Annotated in this window: 16 protein-coding genes; 10 read left to right on the forward strand and 6 right to left on the reverse strand. The window is 42.5% G+C overall.

Features of this window, described 5'->3' with window-relative positions; genetic code table 11:
- Positions 1-4 precede the first annotated feature (4 nt).
- On the reverse strand, positions 5-1,618 hold the full coding sequence (locus AAEM60_RS02495) for an amidohydrolase (protein WP_341357318.1): 1,614 nt from the start codon (positions 1,616-1,618) through the stop codon (positions 5-7).
- 179 nt (positions 1,619-1,797) lie between these two features.
- Between AAEM60_RS02495 and AAEM60_RS02500 the strand changes: the two genes are divergently transcribed.
- Positions 1,798-2,343 (forward strand): GNAT family protein, encoded by a 546-nt coding sequence (locus AAEM60_RS02500; protein ID WP_299741437.1) that lies wholly within the window; start codon positions 1,798-1,800, stop codon positions 2,341-2,343.
- Positions 2,344-3,269: 926 nt separating this feature from the next.
- Here AAEM60_RS02500 and AAEM60_RS02505 read toward each other — a convergent pair.
- The gene (locus AAEM60_RS02505; protein WP_299741438.1) at positions 3,270-3,506 is read right to left on the reverse strand and encodes a hypothetical protein; all 237 of its coding nucleotides are present in this window, start codon (positions 3,504-3,506) and stop codon (positions 3,270-3,272) included.
- A gap of 255 nt (positions 3,507-3,761) precedes the next feature.
- Here AAEM60_RS02505 and AAEM60_RS02510 point away from each other — a divergent pair, with 255 nt between their 5' ends.
- Complete coding sequence (locus AAEM60_RS02510) at positions 3,762-6,014, forward strand: UvrD-helicase domain-containing protein (RefSeq protein WP_341357319.1); 2,253 nt, start codon at positions 3,762-3,764, stop codon at positions 6,012-6,014.
- A 223-nt stretch (positions 6,015-6,237) separates the two neighbouring features.
- Here the strand turns inward: AAEM60_RS02510 and AAEM60_RS02515 are convergent, their stop codons facing one another.
- Complete coding sequence (locus tag AAEM60_RS02515; RefSeq protein WP_299741440.1) at positions 6,238-6,378, reverse strand: hypothetical protein; 141 nt, start codon at positions 6,376-6,378, stop codon at positions 6,238-6,240.
- 263 nt (positions 6,379-6,641) lie between these two features.
- Here AAEM60_RS02515 and AAEM60_RS02520 point away from each other — a divergent pair, with 263 nt between their 5' ends.
- Positions 6,642-6,734 carry a putative holin-like toxin gene (locus AAEM60_RS02520; RefSeq protein WP_220154057.1) on the forward strand — a complete coding sequence of 31 codons (93 nt, stop codon included), beginning with the start codon at positions 6,642-6,644 and terminating at the stop codon, positions 6,732-6,734.
- A 174-nt stretch (positions 6,735-6,908) separates the two neighbouring features.
- Here AAEM60_RS02520 and kynB read toward each other — a convergent pair whose 3' ends face one another.
- Positions 6,909-7,532, reverse strand: coding sequence for an arylformamidase (gene kynB, locus AAEM60_RS02525; RefSeq protein WP_299741441.1), 624 nt, complete (start codon positions 7,530-7,532; stop codon positions 6,909-6,911).
- 25 nt (positions 7,533-7,557) lie between these two features.
- Complete coding sequence (gene kynU / locus AAEM60_RS02530; protein WP_299741442.1) at positions 7,558-8,841, reverse strand: kynureninase; 1,284 nt, start codon at positions 8,839-8,841, stop codon at positions 7,558-7,560.
- 754 nt (positions 8,842-9,595) lie between these two features.
- On the opposite strand from kynU, the gene AAEM60_RS02535 reads away from it, so the two are divergent.
- The 3 genes from AAEM60_RS02535 to AAEM60_RS02545 all read left to right on the forward strand — a co-directional run bounded on the left by AAEM60_RS02535 (position 9,596) and on the right by AAEM60_RS02545 (position 13,867).
- Positions 9,596-10,975 carry a sigma 54-interacting transcriptional regulator gene (locus AAEM60_RS02535; protein WP_341357320.1) on the forward strand — a complete coding sequence of 460 codons (1,380 nt, stop codon included), beginning with the start codon at positions 9,596-9,598 and terminating at the stop codon, positions 10,973-10,975.
- A gap of 132 nt (positions 10,976-11,107) precedes the next feature.
- Positions 11,108-12,493 (forward strand): YjiH family protein, encoded by a 1,386-nt coding sequence (locus AAEM60_RS02540; protein ID WP_299741446.1) that lies wholly within the window; start codon positions 11,108-11,110, stop codon positions 12,491-12,493.
- A 51-nt stretch (positions 12,494-12,544) separates the two neighbouring features.
- Positions 12,545-13,867 carry an aspartate aminotransferase family protein gene (locus AAEM60_RS02545; protein WP_299741448.1) on the forward strand — a complete coding sequence of 441 codons (1,323 nt, stop codon included), beginning with the start codon at positions 12,545-12,547 and terminating at the stop codon, positions 13,865-13,867.
- Between the two features lie 51 nt (positions 13,868-13,918).
- Here AAEM60_RS02545 and AAEM60_RS02550 read toward each other — a convergent pair whose 3' ends face one another.
- Positions 13,919-14,770, reverse strand: a complete 852-nt coding sequence (locus AAEM60_RS02550) for a MurR/RpiR family transcriptional regulator (protein ID WP_341357321.1) — start codon at positions 14,768-14,770, stop codon at positions 13,919-13,921.
- Between the two features lie 306 nt (positions 14,771-15,076).
- Between AAEM60_RS02550 and AAEM60_RS02555 the strand changes: the two genes are divergently transcribed.
- The 4 genes from AAEM60_RS02555 to AAEM60_RS02570 all read left to right on the forward strand — a co-directional run bounded on the left by AAEM60_RS02555 (position 15,077) and on the right by AAEM60_RS02570 (position 20,346).
- The gene (locus AAEM60_RS02555) at positions 15,077-16,420 is read left to right on the forward strand and encodes a gluconate:H+ symporter (RefSeq protein WP_299741452.1); all 1,344 of its coding nucleotides are present in this window, start codon (positions 15,077-15,079) and stop codon (positions 16,418-16,420) included.
- 91 nt (positions 16,421-16,511) lie between these two features.
- Entirely contained in the window at positions 16,512-18,023 is a 1,512-nt protein-coding gene (gene gntK, locus AAEM60_RS02560) for a gluconokinase (protein WP_341357963.1), read from the forward strand.
- A 141-nt stretch (positions 18,024-18,164) separates the two neighbouring features.
- Positions 18,165-18,884, forward strand: a complete 720-nt coding sequence (locus AAEM60_RS02565) for a YebC/PmpR family DNA-binding transcriptional regulator (RefSeq protein WP_044339151.1) — start codon at positions 18,165-18,167, stop codon at positions 18,882-18,884.
- A gap of 190 nt (positions 18,885-19,074) precedes the next feature.
- Positions 19,075-20,346, forward strand: a complete 1,272-nt coding sequence (locus AAEM60_RS02570; protein ID WP_299741467.1) for an ATP-grasp domain-containing protein — start codon at positions 19,075-19,077, stop codon at positions 20,344-20,346.
- The last annotated feature ends 1 nt before the right edge of the window (position 20,347 follow it).

Raw genomic sequence — 20,347 nt, forward strand, 5'->3', positions numbered from 1 at the left:
AATCCTAACTTCCAAACACAACGTTTCCATCCATCAATGTCATCCAAACACCAGTCTCCAGCATTTCCTCTGCTTCCACATCATACAAATTCCGGTCCAAGACGACTAAATCCGCTTTCTTTCCGACTTCGATCGTTCCTAAATCATGCTCTCTGAAGTTTCCGTAGGCAGGGGATTTCGTATAATGAATCAATGCATTTGCTAATGAAATCTTTTCATGAGGATTCCAGCCGCCTTGAGGAGTTCCGTCCTCATGCTTTCTGGTAACCGCCCGGTAAAGACCAAGCATGGGATTCAGGTCCACAATCGGAAAGTCCGTTCCGAAAGCGATACTGGCCCTATGATTCTGCAAGGATCCAATCGGCCAGGTGAATCGAGCCCTTTCCGGACCAAGCCTGTCTAAGTAGGCATGTGTATCCATAGACCCTGATGTCAGATGTTCAGGCTGAATGGATGCAATGACGCCTAACTTCGCAAACCGATCGAAGTCACTTGGACTGCATACTTCAATATGCTCGATTGTATGGCGTGAATCCCGCACCCCGTTTACACTCCGGGCATGCTCATACAAATCCAGTCCCAACCGGACCGCAGCGTCGCCACATGCGTGCAGGCGGATCCTGAAACCTTCCCGGTCTGCGTCTTCAATCCATTTTTGGTAAACGTGAGAATCATAAATTGTGCCGCCGGTTTCAGAAGGACGGTCCGAGTACGGCTGAAGCAAAAAGCCCGTATAGGTGAGGGGGACACCATCCAGGAACTGCTTCGAGCCGGAAAATTGAAGTTTATCGGATTGATACTTTTCCCTGAATCTGATACCACGCTCAAGGTTTCCGTCCAAAACATCCAAAAAATGAATTCTCGTCGTCAGTGTTCCCTTTTCCTCAAAGGTCCTATAAAAAGCTGGATCCCCCAAAGTATATCCGGGAAGAGGAAGCATATCAGAAACAGAGGTTATGCCGTAGGATGAAGTCTTAGCCAACATCCCGTTCATCAGCCTGGTTTTCTTTTTTTCATCAAACTTAAAAGCTTCAATGACATACTGAACAGCGGTCTCATACAAAAAGCCGATCGGCTCCCCATGCTCGTCTTTTTCAATCTTTCCAAAAGGGGGTTCAGGAGTATCCCGATGAATTCCCAATTTCTGAAGAGCAGCTGTATTCAGCCATGCACTATGAGCTTCTTCATTCAGAAGCACAACGGGACGGTGGGACATGTACTGATCCAGAGAGTGACGGGAGGGAAGAGTCTGCCCAGGCCAGCGTACGTGATGCCAGCCGAATCCAAGGACCCATTCTTCATCTGGATGGTCCTTTGCATACTCCGCAACCATTTTTGCCGTCGCTTCTTCTGAATGGCCGAATGTCAGCTGACAGAATCCCTCGAACATCGCCCCTAAAAACAAATGGAGATGAAAGTCATGAAAACCTGCCATCACCAGGCGGTTTCCAACATCCCATGTTTCTGTCGATGGTCCTGTAAAGCTTATCATCTCTGTACGGGGACCAACTCCAATAATACGGTCATCCCGAACGGCCACGAACCCATCAAAAGGGAACACAGCATTTCCCGTAAATATGGATTTACTTACAATGATCTTATGAGCTTTATGATCCATCCTCGCCTCTCCAATCTTTTTCAAGATGCTAAATCGATTGTAACCAGAATAAGGAAAAAATACAAACAAACGTTTCTCATCACGAGTATAAGGTTTTATGAAAAATTCAATTTTCAAGAAGGCATTAAAAAATACAATGTTGAATAGTAAAAGAGAACAAGAAGAAAAGGAGAATGATTATGCTGACAAGAACCTTCCCTGTACTTGAAACAGAAAGATTCCGCTTAAGACAGATGGAAGAAGGGGATGCTCCCCAAGTATTTGATTATTTTTCAAAAGATGAAGTTACACGATATTATGATTTAGAATCGTTTCAAGAAGAAAAACAAGCTGTTGAGATCATCAATAAATGGAGCGAGAGGTTTCAGGTGAATGAAGGGATCAGATGGGGGATTGCTCTAAAAGAAACAGACGAAATCATCGGAAGCTGCGGTTTTCATCAATGGGAAAAAGAACACTTCAAGGCCGAGGTGGGATTTGAAGTTCATCCAACGTATTGGAAACAAGGGGTTATGACCGAGGTTTTAAGACCGATCCTGCAGTACGGGTTTGAAGAAATGTCTCTTAATAGAATAGAAGCGTTTTATGATCCGGAAAATACAGCTTCAAAGAATTGCCTTGAAAAAGCGGGGTTTACGTTTGAAGGAGTATTGAGAAAAGCGGCATTTGAAAAGGGTATCTTTTGCGATGCAGCTGTTTGTTCCCTGTTAAAAGAAGAGTTTTAAACAAAATTTAAGACGCTGCTTATGTCTATATCACATAAACAGCGCCTTAACTTAAGTAAACCTTATTCAATTAACTTTACTATCCTTTCTTACTAATACACATACTTAACATTGTTTTTGAATTAATGGTATTGCATGTATTATTTAGTTTATTTTCTCTTGCCGCTGATTTCCCCACACGCCCACATGTTACGAAGATAGTTTTCACGGGCTATCTTCTTGCGTACCATGATGTTAGCATGCTTCGCTTACACTCTTCATTGGAATCATCTCCTGAAATAAGATTGCGCATTCCCGCATATCCACACATCTTGAAATCAGTTTTCACGGGCCGATCTCAAAAGCGAGATGTGATGCTGACATGCTTTGCTAGCTTACTTCATTGGAATCACGCCTTCCTTTAAAGTTTGTGTTTGTTAATCATTTATTAATTATATATTAACAAATTATAAAATTAATGCAAATGTTCAGAATAATCAATATAATGGGATCTGGGCTGTTTTTAACGATGAAATAGTGGGTTATCTCACTTTATCTCAATCTTTCTTATTTTTAAAAAGCTTTTTCTAATAAAGCGAGTAGTAGTTGATTTCCGCTACAGGTGCTCGCTTTCCGCGGGGCGGGCGGATAGCATCCCCAATATAGGCTGCAGATTCTCTCCCGTGGTTTTTATATAGCTTCTGAAAAAAAGTTCAATATAATGTTGACCGTTCCTTTCCGCTCCAGGCACTTTCTTTCCGCGGGGAGGAAGTCGAGCCTCGGGCTTTGCCCTGTGGGGTCTCGACTTTTCCTCTATTTCCCGCAGGAGTAAAGTGCCTTCCGCTCCAATCCACTCTATGCAACTACATTTTTATTGCCTATAAATATGGACAGACAAAAACATTAAAGCTCATTTTGAAAATATGAAATGAGAAAAAACAGAGCCATTAATCTAATCTTCTATTAAGATAATATTTTTCCAAGTCCAATTCCCTATTCACTAGCAGTTCCATTTGTTCTAGGTGATGTGTTTCCACGACGGGATCGAGGTGGGACCAGTGAACTTTATTGACGAAGTAATAGTTTCTGATTTTCCTGAGGATGACAAGGGAGTGGGGGAAGTGATCGAATTCTGCTTTTATACTGTTGAAGCGGGTAAAGCCCCATTTTGTTAGATTCATCATTTATCACCTAATGTTTTATTACCTTTTCTTTCAATATGTTAATCCTCAAGGAGCATATCCGATTTAAACAAACGTTTGATTAGTTCTACAAAACATTTATTCTACTAGGGTTCAAGGGATTAAACAATCGTTTAACAGTATTTACATATCTAGTAGTCTATCCCTATCGTCCTGAGATTGTCATTGCTATTTTTGAAGGGCTCTTGTTATGATGAGAAGGTTATGAATCGTAAAGGAAAGCTAGGAGAATGAGCTTTGAATAAAGTATTGACGAACTATTCTATTTACCCATATGAAGCGGAAAAGAAGGAAATTCCGGTAGCGCCACTACATAAAGGCGAAACGACGAAACAGCTGATATCCTCTCATGAAGAGGACGCTTTTTTCTTTCGGACGATGGAGGAGGCAGGCATTCATTTGAATGCTTCTCAGATAGAGGCTGTGCGTCATGTGAAGGGACCGTGCTTAACCCTTGCTGGAGCCGGGACTGGAAAGACAACAGTTCTCGTTTGCCGGGCAGGCTACTTGATGACCGTGAAAGATATTCAGCCGAGGAATATTTTACTTGTGACATTTACAAAGAAAGCGGCAGAAGAAATGAAGCAGAGGATTTCAAGCCTGCCGGGGACGGAAGCGGGCGGACAGGTTCATGCCAGTACGTTTCATGCTCTGTTTCTTTATTTATTGAGATCCCGTCATTACACACAAGAAGTGATCGGGAACGAGCGCTATAAACAAATTATCTTGAAGCAAATTCAGAGAGAAATGAATATATATGACCCTTATGATGCGGAGACGCTCCTCGCAAAACTCTCTCATTATAAGCTGAATCAAAAAGATATCAGGGACCTTCCACAGAAATCCAAATCAGAAAAAGAAGTGCGAGACATTCTCTTAAAATATGAAGAGTGGAAGCGAATGAATCATAAGATGGATTTTGATGATATTTTGACAGAGGCATATCAATTATTACTTTCGAATCCCAACCTTTTGACCTCTCTTCAGCATCGTTTCCAGTACGTGATGGTAGATGAATTCCAGGATACGAATCTTGTACAATATGAGCTTATGAAGTTGATTGCCGCTCATCGGAATTTGTTCGTAGTAGGGGATGATGATCAAACGATCTACACCTTTAACGGCGCAAGAAACGAATTTATTTTGGATTTTGATGAAGAGTTCCCGGATGCAAGGGTTGTAACATTGAAGGAGAACTACCGATCTGATGCCTATATTATAGGGCTCGGGAATGAAGTAATTGGAAGGAATGATCACCGCCGGAAAAAAGAGCTCATTGCCACGAAAATAGAAGGGCAGAAGCCTCTTTATTCAAGACCGGCAACTGCTGATGAAGAGGCCGTTTGGATCACAGAAGAAATCCATCGGTTAATAGAAGAAGGCTATACGTACGGGGATATGACGATTCTTCACCGCACGATGAGCAGCGGGCGGGCGGTCTTTGAGCAACTGCTATTAAAGGAAATTCCTTTTACGCCATATAATCAAAAGGATTCCCTCTTCTATGAAAACTGGACGGTGAAACCGGTGGTGGATTACTTGCGGCTATCGATGGTTCCAAGGAACTTTTCAGCCATGGAATCACTACTGCCGACTCTTTTTATAAGAAGGGACCGGGGGATGGCTCATATTCTGGAGGAAGATCGTAAGGAGAGAAAGAAATATCCTCTTATCCATTTAACGACATTATCAGGATTGAAGCCGTTTCAGATAAAGAATATAAAAGAACGGATGAAATTTCTAAAGTCGATCGGAGACCAGTCACCGGAAGCTGCAATCAAACGGATCAGGAAGGAATTCTATCATCAATACATCGATGCCCAGGAATCTCATGTGGTAACAGAACAGAAGGAACTCATTAAAGAAATGCTGGACGAGCTTGAAGGATCGGCGAAGCGTTTTGATACGATTTCCAGTTTTATTACTTTTATTGATGAAATGAAAGCAAAGTATGAGGAAATCTATACAAATCAGAGTCAAAAGAAGAACACGAACAGCGTTTCCCTCATGACGATCCATCGTTCCAAAGGTTTGGAATTCCCCGTCGTGTTTTTAATCGGGGCCATTGAAGGGAACCTTCCTCATAGCTCAGCCCTGAATGCCAATAAGCTTGAAGATAAGGTATACAAAGATCCGAATCAAATGGAAAAGGCTTTGGGTGCAGTAGAGGAAGAAAGGCGGCTCGCTTATGTGGCCATCACAAGAGCAAAAGAAAAATTATTTATTTCTTCTCCTGCTTATTATCAAGGGGAGACGCGGAAGTGTTCACGCTTTATTGCGGACTTATTTAGGAATGAACCCCACACGGATCAGCCGAAAACATCTAAAAAGGCGAGGAGTGGGAAGGTGAGTAAAATCTTGGCCTGGGTTTGCACAAATACCAAGTGCATTGCCTGGCAGAGACCGGAAACCCATGAGGATACGGAATCCAAGGTTTGTCCCCTTTGCTCGAGTCCAATGAAGCTTGGTGAAAAGGAAATCACTGAATAAAAAAAGAGCCCGGGCGTCCTGGAAGACAGGACGTCCGGGCTTTTTGATTTACTGACCGTAAAGATGTCAACCGTTATACGAATTTATCGGCCTTTATAGAAAGATATCAACCTTTATTAGGATTTATCAACTGTTCTTTCAATTTATCCACCGTATTTTCAAACTATCGACCGTTCTACAAAAAATGACGAATTTTACTAGCGGTCATTGAAGGACCAAACCATCATTGTGAAAAATGATCATGATCATGAGAGTCGATTTTTTTCGCATCATTTGAATCCAAAGCTTGTCTTAAGAAATAAATAAGAATACCCAAAATCATCCCAAGCATTACGACTAAACCCAAAGTGATTGTAATTCCCATTTTGCCGCCTCCTTTTTAACATAACTATGGTCCAATTTCCATCAATTTAAACCTCTATATCGTTAGTCTATGAATAGGAGGAGGCAATATATGCGATTTAATATCATTTATAGGCAGAATCAATTCAGTAAAAAGGAACTATTTTCTAAATATGCTCATAATTATAGAACATATGTTCGTTTTTTATGTTAAAATATATGTACGGTGTACATAGCTGGGTGGGCAAGAGGCAGCTCCCTGAAGATGGGAGGTGATGAGCAGGAATGATCGAAACGGCAGACGTACTACAATTGATGATTGCCTTTGGTACATTAACAGTAGCAATAATCGCAGTCACGCAACAAAAAAAGAAGTAACCCACCCACTATGACAACTGCAAGGGAAAGGTTACTTCTATTTTATTAAAGGATAAATTGCTCACGGCAATGTATACTGTCAGAGTTCTGGTGGCAGCCAGGACTCTGTATTTAATCAATGAACTTTTCTCTTATATTATACAAAATGTAGGGAAAACCTGTAAAGGAATCTTATCATGTCAGGTCCATTAATATTGCTCGAACGGGAGATCCATCTCCTTCTTTAAGAGGAAGGGGAAGAGCCACCAATTCATATCGTCCAGGCTCTACATGGTCAAGAACAATCCCTTCCAATATTCCGATGTCATGATGCCGTAATGAATGGTGAGCAGTCAGCTCCTTACTATCCAATGGATCGACTGAAGGAAGATCTACTCCAATCAAATCAATCCCTTTTTCCTTCAAAAAAGGTGCGAGCCCTTTCGCAATGTGAGGAATGCGTTCAGGAAACTGCTCGGGATTCTTCCATGCATTCGTCTTGAAAAGTACCTTCTTAACTCCTGACAAGTCGACCTCTTCCAATCGTTCACTGCTTATCTCTGCAGCATCCTCCACCGATACAACGATGGCCGGCCCCATAAACCTCTCTAATGGCAGGTCCAATATTCTCTTTCCTTCATTGTCAAAGTGGAAGGGGGCATCGACGTGTGTTCCAGTATGAGAACTCATGGTAAGCTGACCGACATTCACGGATCCCGATTCCTCCTTCGTCCAATTCAAAGAAAAAGAAAAGGGAGTGTCCCCTGGCCAAACAGGAGTATCATGGTGCAGCGGGCGGGAAATATCAATGATCTTCAAGCGGCTTCATCCTTCCTAAAAGAAGTTACGCTACAACATTCCGCGTATTTTCAAACTTCTTATATTCTTCCTTGTCCATGATCATTTTCAATATTTGGATGGTCTCCCACACATCTTCATACGAAGAATAGAGAGCGACGGGAGCCAGTCGGATCACATTTGGAGAACGGAAGTCAGGTGTGACATTGTTCACCTTCAAGGCTTTACAAATTCTTGCCGCCTCTTCATGCTTTAAACTAATGTGCCCGCCTCTCTGATCATCTTCACGTGGGTTACAGATTGTAAACCCATACTGTGAAAGTTCTTGTTGAAATAAATCCATCATAAATCGTGTAAGAGAAAGGGATTTTTTTCTCAGGTTCTCAATACCGGCTTCTTCAAATAACTCAAGCGAGCCAAGTAATGGAGCACTGCTTAATATATGCGGGGTCCCAATTTGGAAGGCACCTGCAGAATCTGCATGGGTCAGCGTATGATCCATATCAAACTGCTTATCCTTACGGGAGCTGAACCATCCGGAAAGGCCAGGCTTCTTCCCTTTATGCCTGTTATGAACAAATAATCCACCTACACCACCCGGTCCGCTATTTAAATATTTGTAATTGCACCACACGGCAAAGTCCACTCCGTCATCATGTAATTGATGAGGAAGAGCTCCTATCGAATGGGCCAGATCGAATCCAATCACAATTCCACGTTTATGGGCTTCGCTCGTCAATCGCTTCATATCCAGGAGCTGTCCGCTTCGATAGAGAACGGATGGTAACAGAATTAGAGCAATATCATCCGTCATATCCCTGATGATGTCCTCTTCACTTAATGTGTATCCGTCTCTGCTTTTTACCTGAATCAGATGTTCATCAGAGGTGTAGCCTTTTAACTCCAGCTGACTTTGGATCGCGTAAATATCCGAAGGGAAAGTCAATTCATCTGCAAGGATTTTGGTGCGGTTTCCATCTGGTTTATAGAATGTAGCGAGTAACTGATGAAGGTTCGTCGTAATGGAACCCGTCACAATCACTTCTTCCTTTTCTGCCCCAACTAAAGGGGCTGTCATTTCGCCAAGTTTCTCAGAATAATAGAACCAGGGCTCCTCGCCATCCATCCAGCCATCAATCCCATGTTCCTTCCAATCTTCCAATGACGTCAGTAACGACTTCTCAGCCCGTTTAGATAATAAACCTAAGGAGTTCCCATCCATATAATAGTGATTTTTCTTTATGTAAAATTCATTCCGGAATTGGGCCAATGAGTCCTGCCTGTCCAGTTCCTTAGCGTGTTCCAACGTCAACTTCTCTCCATCTGTCATCCCTATCCCACCTTAAACAGTCTTACCAAAATGATAATCGAAATGATTTGAATAGTAAAATAATTATTAGGTCTGTCATAGTATAATGGTTTTTTAGTAGGTTCTATTCACCAAAATTTGTGGTTTAACGTCATTAAAATTGCTATGAGTCCTGTCAACCAGAGTGTGCTAGATGGTGAGGGGAACTGCTCCGCTTTCCGCGGACGTACGGCCGAGCCTCCTCAGCTTCGCTTCCGGGGTCTCGGCACGCCCGTTCTTCCGCAGGAGTCTGCGCAGTTCCCCTCACCATCTATAAGAGTTTCTAATGACAGAGTTTAAAAGTGGTGAAAAAACAACCTTAAGAAAATTGAATACTAGTAATTAACAAAAAAGAAATAGAGAAGTGATTTCCTCAAATATTTTGGTTTTATTTAGCTATAATGAAAATTCATGCTTAGAAAGTTGATTGGAGTGGAAGGTGCTCGACTCCTGCGGGAGAAGCGGGAAAGTTGAGACCCCACAGGGCAAAGCCCGAGGAGGCTCAACTCACGCCCCGCGGAAAGCGAGCACCTGTAGCGGAAATCAACTACTGCTCTCTTGAATTTAAGTAATAGCTTTTTACAAATCAGTTAAGCAAAAATATTTATTTTTGAATAATTTATTCAAAAATGTATAAAAAGTCAAAAAACTTTGGTATAAATGAATTAATATAAAATTAATCAGGATAATTATTCATTATTGAATAATTTCAAGACTGGCAAAGGGGATGCTGTCTGTGACTGTAAAGAAAAAAAGTTGGAATGAAAATGAGGCGATTCTTCATTCGCTTCAAGATGATATTTTAGTAACCAATACAGATGGGATCATCTTGAAAGTAAGTGACGCAACCGGGGATATTTATAATGTGAACTCGGCAGACATGGTAGGGAAATCTGTATATGATCTGGAAAAAGAAGGCGTTTTTTCTCCGATATTAACTCCGATCGTTCTAAAAGAAAAGAAAAAAATAACGTTGGTCCAGACGAGTAAAGAAGGCAAGAAACTGCTGGTTACAGGGATCCCGGTATTCAATGAAACGGGTGAATTAGTGAGAATCGTAAGCTATTCCCATGATGTAACGGAATTATTGAATATGAAAAAGTATTTAACAGAAATGGAAGATGAGATGGAGAGGGTGAAAAGCGAGCTTGAAATCCTTAGAAGCCGTCATTATTATTCGGAAGGGATCATTGCCACAAGTAATGAGATGAAAAAGGTGTTACAGGTCGCCCTGCAAGTAGCAGAAGTCGATGTGAACGTCCTGCTCCTAGGGGAATCCGGTGTCGGCAAGTCCCATATCGCGAAATTCATACATAACAAAAGTCAGCGAAAAAGGGGTCCGTTCATTGAGGTCAATTGTGGAGCAATACCAGACTCATTATTTGAAGCAGAGTTCTTTGGCTATGAACCCGGATCTTTTACGGGTGCGGACCGCAAAGGGAAAGTAGGATTAGCAGAACTCGCTGAAGGCGGCACTCTATTCTTGGATGAAATAGGGGAGTTATCTCTATCGAACCAGGTCAAAATTCTAAAGTTCATCCAGGAGAAACAATTTTATCGCGTAGGCGGTACAAAGCAAAGGAAGGTTGACTTCCGGGTTCTGGCAGCTACGAACAAGGATTTAGAGGCAGCTGTTGAGGAGAAAGAATTCAGGAGGGATTTATTCTTCCGTTTGAATGTGGTTCCTATTACGATTCCTCCATTGAGAGAGAGAACATCAGACATTATTACGTTGATCGATTACTTTGTAAATCATTTTTGTGATAAATATCAGCGCCAGAGAGAGCTGGATGAAGGGGTTGTTCACCAGTTGTTGATTCAAGATTGGAAAGGGAATGTCAGAGAGCTAATGAATATAATTGAAAGGCTGATTGTGACATCATCCAAGCCATTAATTGAAATGGAAAATCTCCCTGGTCCATACATAAAGCATAGTGCTGATATTTCAGGATTTGAGTACAATGGTCAATCATTAAAAGACATTCTTGAGTCAGTCGAAGAACAAGTATTAAAGAATGCGAGGGAGAAGCACAAGACTACTATTCAAATGGCTCAAAACCTGGGAATTAGTCAGCCTTCAGTATTCAGAAAACTTAAAAAATACAAAATTAAATAAAATATTGGCATAAAACTTGCATGTACTAAGGTGAAAAGAACTGGAAGGTGTAGAAGGGGGATATTCATACGACGCATAAGTGATTCTCGAATGGTTAGGGGTTATGGATAAATTATAAAGGGGTGTTTGACAATGGAAGTCGGAAAACAAAATGTTAGTCAATTAGAAGCCCGGTCAGGCAGAACGGCAAGAGAAGCAATGAAGTTTATCATACCGTCCTTGTTAGGGGTACTTTTGTTCCTTGTGCCTGTTACGTATGAAGGAAATATGACTATCGGGGTCGGGATATTCGCTTCTTATTTTCAAGGGTTGCTGGAAGGTGTACTGCCATTATTCATGACTGTGATTTTTGGTGTATCGGCTCTTATGGCTATTTATACGAAAATGTTTAAACCTCAGTGGATTGTCAATCAATCATTTTTAAAAGGACTATTCGACGTAGGATACTTTTGGATCGCTGTTCGTGTCCTCGGTTCGATATTTGCGGTGATGACGGTAAATGGGAGTGGTCCCGAGTGGATTATTTCTGACTTTACGGGAGGAACCGTATTGTATTCGTTAGTTCCTGTCTTAGCCACTTGGTTTTTATTTGCAGGCTTATTGATGCCCCTGCTTTTAGATTTTGGATTGATGGATTTCTTCGGCACTCTGCTGCAGAAAATCATGAAGCCGCTTTTCCAATTGCCGGGACGATCCTCTATCGATGCTCTTGCATCCTGGATGGGGAGTGGCACCGTCGGCGTATTGATTACAACGAAACAATTTGAAGAGGGCTACTATACAAAGCGGGAAGCAGCAGTCATTGCGACAAACTTTTCCGTTGCTTCGATCGCTTTCAGTCTTGTGATTGTCAGCTTCATCGGATTGGAATCAATGTTTGTTCAACTGTATGGGACAGTGGTGATTGCAGGGATAGCAGCTGCGGTCATATGTCCGCGTATCCCGCCTCTTTCCCGAAAGAAAGACACCTATTATGAGCCGGTTGGCATGCAAATATCCGAAACCGTTCCTGAAAATGTTTCCCGTTTTCAGTGGGGGTTTGAAAAAGCAGTAGAAAAAGCATCAGAAGTGAAAAGTGTCGGAGAGGTAACGAAAAAAGGATTCCAGAACGTTCTGGATATCTGGTTTGGTCTTATTCCTTTAGTCATGGCCCTTGGAACGATCGCTTTAGTGGTAGCGGAATATACTCCAGTGTTTGACATATTGGCTTATCCAATTGTTCCACTATTAGAGTTATTACAAATTCCCCAGGCGGCAGATGCGGCTCCTGCCATGATCGTTGGTTTTGCAGACATGTTTTTACCTGCTGTAGTAGGGAGCGGAATTGAGAGTGAGTTAACAAGATTCATCATTGCTGCCATGTCTTTGACTCAATTAATCTACATGTCCGAGATTGGTATTCTATTAATCAAATCCAAGATTCCGATCAGCTTTTTAGATTTATTCATCATTTTTATCCAACGTACGATAATTACATTACCTATCGTCGCTTTATTGGCTCATTTCTTCTTTATGTAAGAAAATTAATATAAAACAAATTTGTCAGCCACATATATGGAGGTTACTAGAATGGAACGAACGTTTGAACAGCTTATTCAAAATATGCCTAATCGTCTGGCACCCAGTATGGCAAAGGATCACCCGAACTTACCGGTAGTAAAAGAAGAGGGGTGCTATTACTACGGGTTGGACGGAAAGAAATATCTTGATTTCACCTCTGGAATTGCCGTAACGAATGTTGGACATCGTCACCCAAAAATTGTACAAGCGATTAAAGATGCAGCAGATGGGCTTATGCACGGCCCATCAGGTGTCATAATGTATGAATCGATCCTTCGATTGGCTGATGAGCTTGCGGAGATTCTTCCGGGAGACTTAGATAGTTTCTTCTTTGCCAATAGTGGCACGGAAGCGATCGAGGGAGGAATCAAACTTGCGAAATATGTAACGAAGCGTCCTTATGTCGTTTCCTTTACCGGCTGTTTTCACGGGCGTTCACTTGGTGCGTTAAGTGTCACGACTTCTAAAAGTAAGTATCGAAAGTTTATGCAGCCATCTGGCCTGACGTATCAGGTTCCATATGCGAACGAAAGAGAGTGTCCCGAGGGACTTGACTCAGTCCAATATGTTGTTGAGAAGCTTGAAAAGGATTTCGAAACTCTCTTTAATCATCAGGTCACTCCTGAAGAGGTAGCGTGCGTCATATTAGAACCTGTCCTTGGTGAAGGTGGGTACATCGTTCCTCCGAAAGCATGGCTCAAAAAAGTAAGGGAGATTTGTAATCGTCACGATATTTTACTGATTTTCGATGAAGTCCAAACAGGCTTTGGACGTACGGGAAATTGGTTTGCCGCTCAAACCTTTGATGTAACACCGGATATCATGGCGATTGCAAAAGGGATTGCTTCGGGGCTGCCCCTGAGCGCGACGGTCGCATCGAATAAGCTCATGAAACAATGGCCACTTGGGAGCCATGGGACCACGTTTGGTGGAAATCCGATTGCGTGTTCCGTTGGACTTGCTACATTAGAAGTTATGAAGGAAGAGAATCTTCTCGATAATACGAAAACGATGGGGGCTTATGCAGTATCAAGGCTTGAACTCCTGAAGGAAAAACATAACGTAATCGGCAGTATTCGTGCTGTGGGGTTGATGATTGGAATTGAAATCGTTCATCCTCAATCAGGGAAGCCGAATCGGGAAGGTTTGATGAACATCCTTGACCTGGCTCTTGAAAAAGGAGTGTTATTCTACCTGTGCGGCAATCATAGTGAAGTGATACGTATGATTCCGCCACTTACTGTAACGAAAGAACAAATTGATGATGGACTGCGAATGTTGGATGAAGCTATAACGGAGTACGAAGAATCGTTAATGAGCCATCTTGATTAAATTCCCATAGCATAAGGAAAGGTTGATCAGTTTCACACTGATCAACCTTTTTTATAGTCTTTTAACCGAAATAGCCTTCCTCATTTTGCGGAGTGCATCCTGACCTTCCATTTCCCTTCTCATCATCAGGTTTACATAGAGAGCATCAATTAACGTTAATTGCGCAATACGGGAAGAGAGGGCCTCGGAGCGATAGTCGGTTTCTTCGGATACGGTGAAGAGTGATGTATCGACTCTTTGGCTCAATGGTGATTTTGCAAAATTGGTGATGCAGATCGTCTTTGCCCCGGTTTCTTTGACGATGTCCAGAACCTGGAGGATATCTTTCGTTGAACCGGAATGGGAGATGAATACAGCACAATCTTCACTCGTCATTTGGGAAGCGGTCATCAACTGGATATGACTGTCGCTCGCGGCATGCACACGTAAGCCGGTTCGAATGAATTTATGATAGGCGTCAAGGGCGATGACACCGGATCCACCACTTCCGAAAAATTCGATTGAGCGTGCGTTGATCATGATGTCCACGGCTTTCAATAGTTTCTTTTCATCAACGACCATTAACGTGTCTTCGATGGTTTTGATGTTCGATCGGAATACTTTTGTGGCAATCGTTTGAGCCGTGTCCCCTTCATCGATGCGCTCGTGAATGTCCTTAAGTCCCGTCACAATTTCTGAAGCAAGAGCGATTTTCATCGCTTGATATCCTTTAAAGCCGATTCGTTTACAAAAGCGGAAGACAGTGGAGTCCGCGACCCCTAAATCTTCTGCTAAACCATTAATCGTTGAATGAATAATCTCAGTTGGATTTTCAAGTATATAGTCGGCAATTTTCTTCTCGGTCACGCTAAATTGAGGATAGTGTGAGCGTATACTGGCTAAACAATGCTGGTGTTGACTCATAGATATCACTCCTGTAAGGGTTTTCATAGTTTTATTATACAAGAATAATAGAAAAATAAAAATAATTTCTGTAAACGGTTGCAAAAAGAAAAATATTTTTTATAATAGAGGTATACAGAAAAAAATTTTCCTGATTATCTTAAACGACGAAATGAACTTCCTTTAAGCCATTTCCGTTTAGTAGATCAGAGAGTAGAAGTTACATAGAGTGAATTGTAAACGTTTTACTTTCTAATTAGTCAGGATCAACCGTTATAAAAAATCTGGCAGCCAAGCTGTCGTCATGAAAGAAAGGTAGGGATAGAGATGTCTGATCAAATGCTTATTTTAGTTGCATTAGCCGGAATTTTTCTTCTATTATTTTTAGTTATTAAAACAAAGCTTCATGCTTTTGTTGCCTTATTATTAGTGAGTTTGATTGTGGGGATCGCCGCTGGAATGCCGCTGCAGGAAGTGGTTACCTCCATTCAAAATGGAATGGGCGGGACCCTTGGATTTGTCGCTGTCGTTGTTGGTTTAGGTGCGATGTTCGGTCGTATGCTTGAGGTTTCAGGGGGAGCGGAACGATTAGCTCAAACATTGATTAATAAATTTGGTGAAGATAAAGCGCAATGGTCCCTTGGTATCACAGGTTTCTTGGTTGCCATTCCTGTATTCTTCGATGTAGGATTCATCATTCTTGTACCGATTGTATATGGTTTGGCAAAGAAAACCGGAAAGTCTCTACTATACTATGGGATTCCATTATTAGCAGGTCTTGCTGTTACACACAGCTTCATTCCGCCAACTCCAGGACCGATTGCTGTTGCTGATTTAATTGGAGCGGATCTTGGCTGGGTTATCTTATTTGGTACTCTTGCTGGTATTCCATCCATGATCATCGCTGGTCCACTTTTTGCAAAATTCATTTCGAAACGAATTCATGCTGTGGTTCCGGATTATATGCAAGTGGAAGAGATCGAGTATGATAAAGAGCTTCCGAGCTTTGCAATGATTGCGTCACTTATCTCGATTCCTTTAGTGTTGATCTTATTGAATACGCTTTCGGGTGTTCTATTAGATGAAGGAAATACCATTCGTTCAATCTTGACGTTCCTGGGTCATCCGTTCGTAGCGTTAACGATTGCGACGCTATTGACGTTTACATTATTAGGAACGAGACGTGGGTATTCCCGTCAAGACGTTCAGGATATTGCGACAAAAGCACTTGAGCCGGCTGGGATCATCATCCTTGTTACAGGTGCCGGTGGAGTGTTCAAGCAGGTTCTGATCGACTCAGGTGTCGGTGAAGTCCTTGGTGAAATGATGGCCGGTTCAAGCTTGCCTCCGATTGCCCTTGCTTTCTTAATTGCCATGGTCGTACGTGTGGCACAAGGTTCAGCGACTGTATCCATGGTCACGGCAGCAGGATTAATGAGTCCATTAATTTCCACTCTTGGTTTAGAAGGGCCGGTCCTTGGTTTAATGGTTATTTCCATTGCAGCAGGAGCAACTGTCTTCTCTCATGTGAATGACAGCGGATTCTGGTTAGTGAACCGTTATTTTGGATTAGATGTGAAAGATACGTTAAAATCATGGACAATGATGGAAACGCTCATCGGTTTTGTAGGATTTACCGTAGTATTCATTATAGGGATATTCATCGGATAAAATAGGATAGAATAATAGTGGAAGAGGGAAGAGCCATGTCGCTTCTTCCTTTTCTCTATTTATTTTGGGAGGAAGAAAGATGTCAGAATTTATGATTGGTGTCGATATCGGGACAACCAGTACAAAAGCGGTACTTTTTAATGAAAAGGGAAAAGCGATATATCGTCACGGGGTCGAATATCCATTACATACACCAGCACCGGGAACGGCTGAACAGGATCCCGAAGAAATCTTCCGGGCAGTCATCAGTTGTATAAAGGAAGTGACCTCTAATACAAGTGAGAATATCTCGTTTGTGTCGTTCAGTTCTGCTATGCACAGCTTGATCTTAGTGGATGATAAGGACCAGCCATTGACTCCTTCCATTACCTGGGCTGATAACCGCAGTGCCGAGTGGGCAGAGAAGATAAAAAAAGAAATGAACGGATTGGAGATTTATCGTAGAACCGGGACTCCCATCCATCCCATGTCCCCACTCGTGAAGCTTGCCTGGCTGCAGCATGAGGAGCCGGAATTGTTCGGGAAAGCAGCTAAGTTCATTTCAATTAAAGAATTTGTGTTCCATCGCTTTTTCGGAAAATATGTTGTGGATTATTCAATTGCATCTGCAACAGGTATGTTCCATCTGGAAAACCTGGCCTGGGATGAAGAAGCGTTGAAGGTGGCAGGTGTCACCAATGATCAACTTTCGGTTCCTGTCTCAACAACTGAAAGCTTAGTCGGATTGAAATCCGAGTACACGGACATGTTGGGCTTATCAGCGGACACACCGTTTGTCGTCGGAGCAAGTGACGGGGTTCTATCGAATCTTGGCGTCAACGCCATTGAACCCGGTGTCGTAGCCGTTACGATCGGAACGAGTGGTGCGATCCGTGCTGTAACGGACCGTCCGGTAACGGATCCGAAAGGACGTATTTTCTGTTATGCCTTGACGGATAATCATTGGGTGATTGGAGGGCCTGTCAATAACGGTGGCATGATTTTCCGTTGGGTGCGGGACGAACTGGCTTCTGCAGAGGTGGAAGTGGCGAGCCGGTTAGGGAAAGATCCTTATGAAGTCCTTACGGATATTGCTTCTAAAGTAGAACCGGGCTCGGAAGGGTTACTCTTCCATCCATATATGGCCGGGGAGCGTGCGCCTCTTTGGAACGCAAAAGCACGCGGGTCTTTCTTCGGACTCGGCATGCATCACAAAAAAGAGCATATGATACGTGCTGTATTAGAAGGAATTGTCATGAATTTATACAGCGTTCTTCTGGCGCTGGAAGAATTAATCGGAACACCGAAAAGGGTCCAGGCAACGGGTGGATTTGCCCGCTCGGAAATTTGGCGTCAAATGCTCGCTGATGTATTTGATCAGGAAGTGGAAGTGCCGGAAAGCTTCGAAAGCTCATGTCTTGGGGCGGTGGTGCTCGGAATGTATGGCAGCGGAATGATCGACTCACTTGAGGAAGTAAGTGAAATGGTCGGTTCTGTACATTCTCATCAACCAGATCCACAGGCTACAGAAGCATATCGTAAGCTCATGCCGATCTTTATTCGTGTACCGCGTTTATTAGAAGCCGAATATGAAGCGATCAGTGCTTATCAGGAAGGGAGCTGACTCATATGAGTCGGCTTTTTTCAGGTGAGGGTGGCAAGGAATCACTTAGCCAAAAATAGTTTTTTTCATGTATAATAGAAAGGAAAATACCTTTTAAGATTGAAAGTATCTATAGATAAATGTGAAAGAGAGTGAAACAATATGGGACGTAAGTGGAATAATATTAAAGAAAAGAAAGCGTCTAAGGATGCGAATACTAGTCGTATTTATGCGAAGTTCGGTCGTGAGATCTATGTTGCTGCCAAGCAAGGTGAGCCGGATCCTGAGCTGAACCAAACGCTGAAATTTGTTCTTGAGCGTGCGAAAACATACAGCGTACCGAAACATATCGTGGACCGTGCCATTGAAAAAGCAAAGGGTGGTTCAGAAGAGAACTATGACGAATTACGCTATGAAGGCTTCGGACCGAATGGTTCCATGGTCATTGTGGATGCACTGACGAACAATGTAAACCGAACTGCATCCGAAGTGCGTGCTGCTTTCGGCAAAAATGGCGGCAACATGGGTGTGAGTGGATCTGTAGCGTATATGTTCGATGCCACAGCCGTCATCGGTATTGAAGGAAAATCAGAAGAAGAAGTAATGGAAATTCTGATGGAAGCGGATGTAGACGCACGTGATATTATCGAGGAAGATGATGCTGTGATCGTATACGCTGAACCAGATCAATTCCATGCGGTTCAAGAAGCGTTTAAAGGTGCAGGTGTGACTGAGTTTACAGTAGCGGAACTGACTATGCTTGCGCAGAATGATGTCGAACTTCCAGAAGATGGTCAAGCTCAATTCGAAAAAATGATTGATGCGATCGAAGATTTGGAAGATGTTCAGCAGGTATATCATAATGTTGATTTAGGTGAATAACAGAAGAAAGGACCCCTTATGCTGAGCGCATTTGGGGTTTTTTATTGGAGAACATCCCCGCTGATTATGTCACTTTACCACTTTATTTGTCGAATAGATTGAAAATTCAGCAAAATACTTCATTCTTCCTATCTGCTTTGTTATGCTAAAGAGGAATCTGAATAAATACGTGACAAGGGGAGAGGAAAATATGGGACTAGATCAACTTGAATTACAGCAAGCAGAACAGAACGTGGATCGAAAGGAAAAAACCAAACCCTATCTAACGGCATTGATCGGTTGGAGTCTGCCGGCAATCGAAGCGTGTACGAAGCTTAACAGGCCTTTCGTGGTTGTTGGCCCCCCTGATTTTGAGGCATATGCAGAAAAACATGATATTGCCTTTATCGGTTGGGACTTCGATCGGTTAAATGAAGGTTCAGATCATCTTTATAAACAGCTGAAAGCAATGGGTGCGGAAGTGGCTGTTCCTTTGTATGAAGAGTGTGTGGAGTGGTCCGGGGCATTAAACTCCCGTTTCCGTAACGAACCACGCGTCTTCAACCGTTCTCTTCTATTAAGAGATAAAGGGATGATGAAGCGTAAAGCGCAAATTGCCGGAATCAAAGTAGGTGTATTCGAAGAAGCAAGGGATAAGGAAGATGTAAGAAGGTTCTTGAAACGTGTGAATGAAGCCCTTCTGAAAGTCGAAGGAGATAAGAACGACCCCATTCACGTAAAACCTCTTGATAAAGCAGGGTCTGTCGGACACCGTGCCATTGAGAATCCGGAAGATATCGATGCTCTCACCGAGTCGGAGTTTCCGCTTCTGATGGAAAGTCATTTAGACGGACAGGAATTCTCGTGTGAAGCTTTTATTCATAATGGAAAGATCCAATTTTTAAATATAACGGAGTATGTGCGATTAGGCTACTCTAATTTCGTACCGGCATCTCCAAGCCTTGAGGAAAAGCGTCCGATCATCCGTGAGGCGATTCAACAGCTCATTGATGCGTTTGAGATTGAATACGGTGTTATTCATCCCGAATATTTCATTACATCAGATGGTACTCTTCATTTCGGCGAAGTCGCAGCCAGAGTCCCCGGCGGACATATCTTTGATTTGATTGAACGTGCTTATGGATTTAATGCATATCAAGCTCAAATCCTTTGCAGTGACCCCAATACAACAGAAGAAGAGCTTAGAGAGTTTTTCCCTTCTACAGGTGAAAAAGCAAAAGCCCATGCAGGTTGTTTAATGGTCCATCCTCATGTTAATTATGTGGAGAAGCTGGAGGTACCCGATGAACTGGAGAACCATGCCTATTTTGAAAAACATGATATGTTCAGTCCTGCCCAAGGGAAGGTAGCTCAGCGAATCGGCTTCGGTAATCATTACGGAACGATCTTCTTCTACGGGGAAGACAGTGAAATCATGAGGGATCTATTAAAGGAATACGAACAGTTTAACTTCTATATTTAAT

The sequence above is a fragment of the Rossellomorea sp. y25 genome, from assembly GCF_038049935.1.
Classification (GTDB): domain Bacteria; phylum Bacillota; class Bacilli; order Bacillales; family Bacillaceae_B; genus Rossellomorea.

What these genes read in the sequence shown, in the direction of transcription:
- AAEM60_RS02495 (WP_341357318.1), bottom strand. Translation starts at nt 1,618, where the DNA reads ATGGATCATAAAGCTCATAAGATCATTGTAAGTAAATCCATATTTACG.
- AAEM60_RS02500 (WP_299741437.1), top strand. Translation starts at nt 1,798, where the DNA reads ATGCTGACAAGAACCTTCCCTGTACTTGAAACAGAAAGATTCCGCTTA.
- AAEM60_RS02505 (WP_299741438.1), bottom strand. Translation starts at nt 3,506, where the DNA reads ATGATGAATCTAACAAAATGGGGCTTTACCCGCTTCAACAGTATAAAA.
- AAEM60_RS02515 (WP_299741440.1), bottom strand. Translation starts at nt 6,378, where the DNA reads ATGGGAATTACAATCACTTTGGGTTTAGTCGTAATGCTTGGGATGATT.
- AAEM60_RS02520 (WP_220154057.1), top strand. Translation starts at nt 6,642, where the DNA reads ATGATCGAAACGGCAGACGTACTACAATTGATGATTGCCTTTGGTACA.
- kynU (WP_299741442.1), bottom strand. Translation starts at nt 8,841, where the DNA reads ATGACAGATGGAGAGAAGTTGACGTTGGAACACGCTAAGGAACTGGAC.
- AAEM60_RS02540 (WP_299741446.1), top strand. Translation starts at nt 11,108, where the DNA reads ATGGAAGTCGGAAAACAAAATGTTAGTCAATTAGAAGCCCGGTCAGGC.
- AAEM60_RS02545 (WP_299741448.1), top strand. Translation starts at nt 12,545, where the DNA reads ATGGAACGAACGTTTGAACAGCTTATTCAAAATATGCCTAATCGTCTG.
- AAEM60_RS02550 (WP_341357321.1), bottom strand. Translation starts at nt 14,770, where the DNA reads ATGAGTCAACACCAGCATTGTTTAGCCAGTATACGCTCACACTATCCT.
- AAEM60_RS02555 (WP_299741452.1), top strand. Translation starts at nt 15,077, where the DNA reads ATGTCTGATCAAATGCTTATTTTAGTTGCATTAGCCGGAATTTTTCTT.
- gntK (WP_341357963.1), top strand. Translation starts at nt 16,512, where the DNA reads ATGATTGGTGTCGATATCGGGACAACCAGTACAAAAGCGGTACTTTTT.
- AAEM60_RS02565 (WP_044339151.1), top strand. Translation starts at nt 18,165, where the DNA reads ATGGGACGTAAGTGGAATAATATTAAAGAAAAGAAAGCGTCTAAGGAT.
- AAEM60_RS02570 (WP_299741467.1), top strand. Translation starts at nt 19,075, where the DNA reads ATGGGACTAGATCAACTTGAATTACAGCAAGCAGAACAGAACGTGGAT.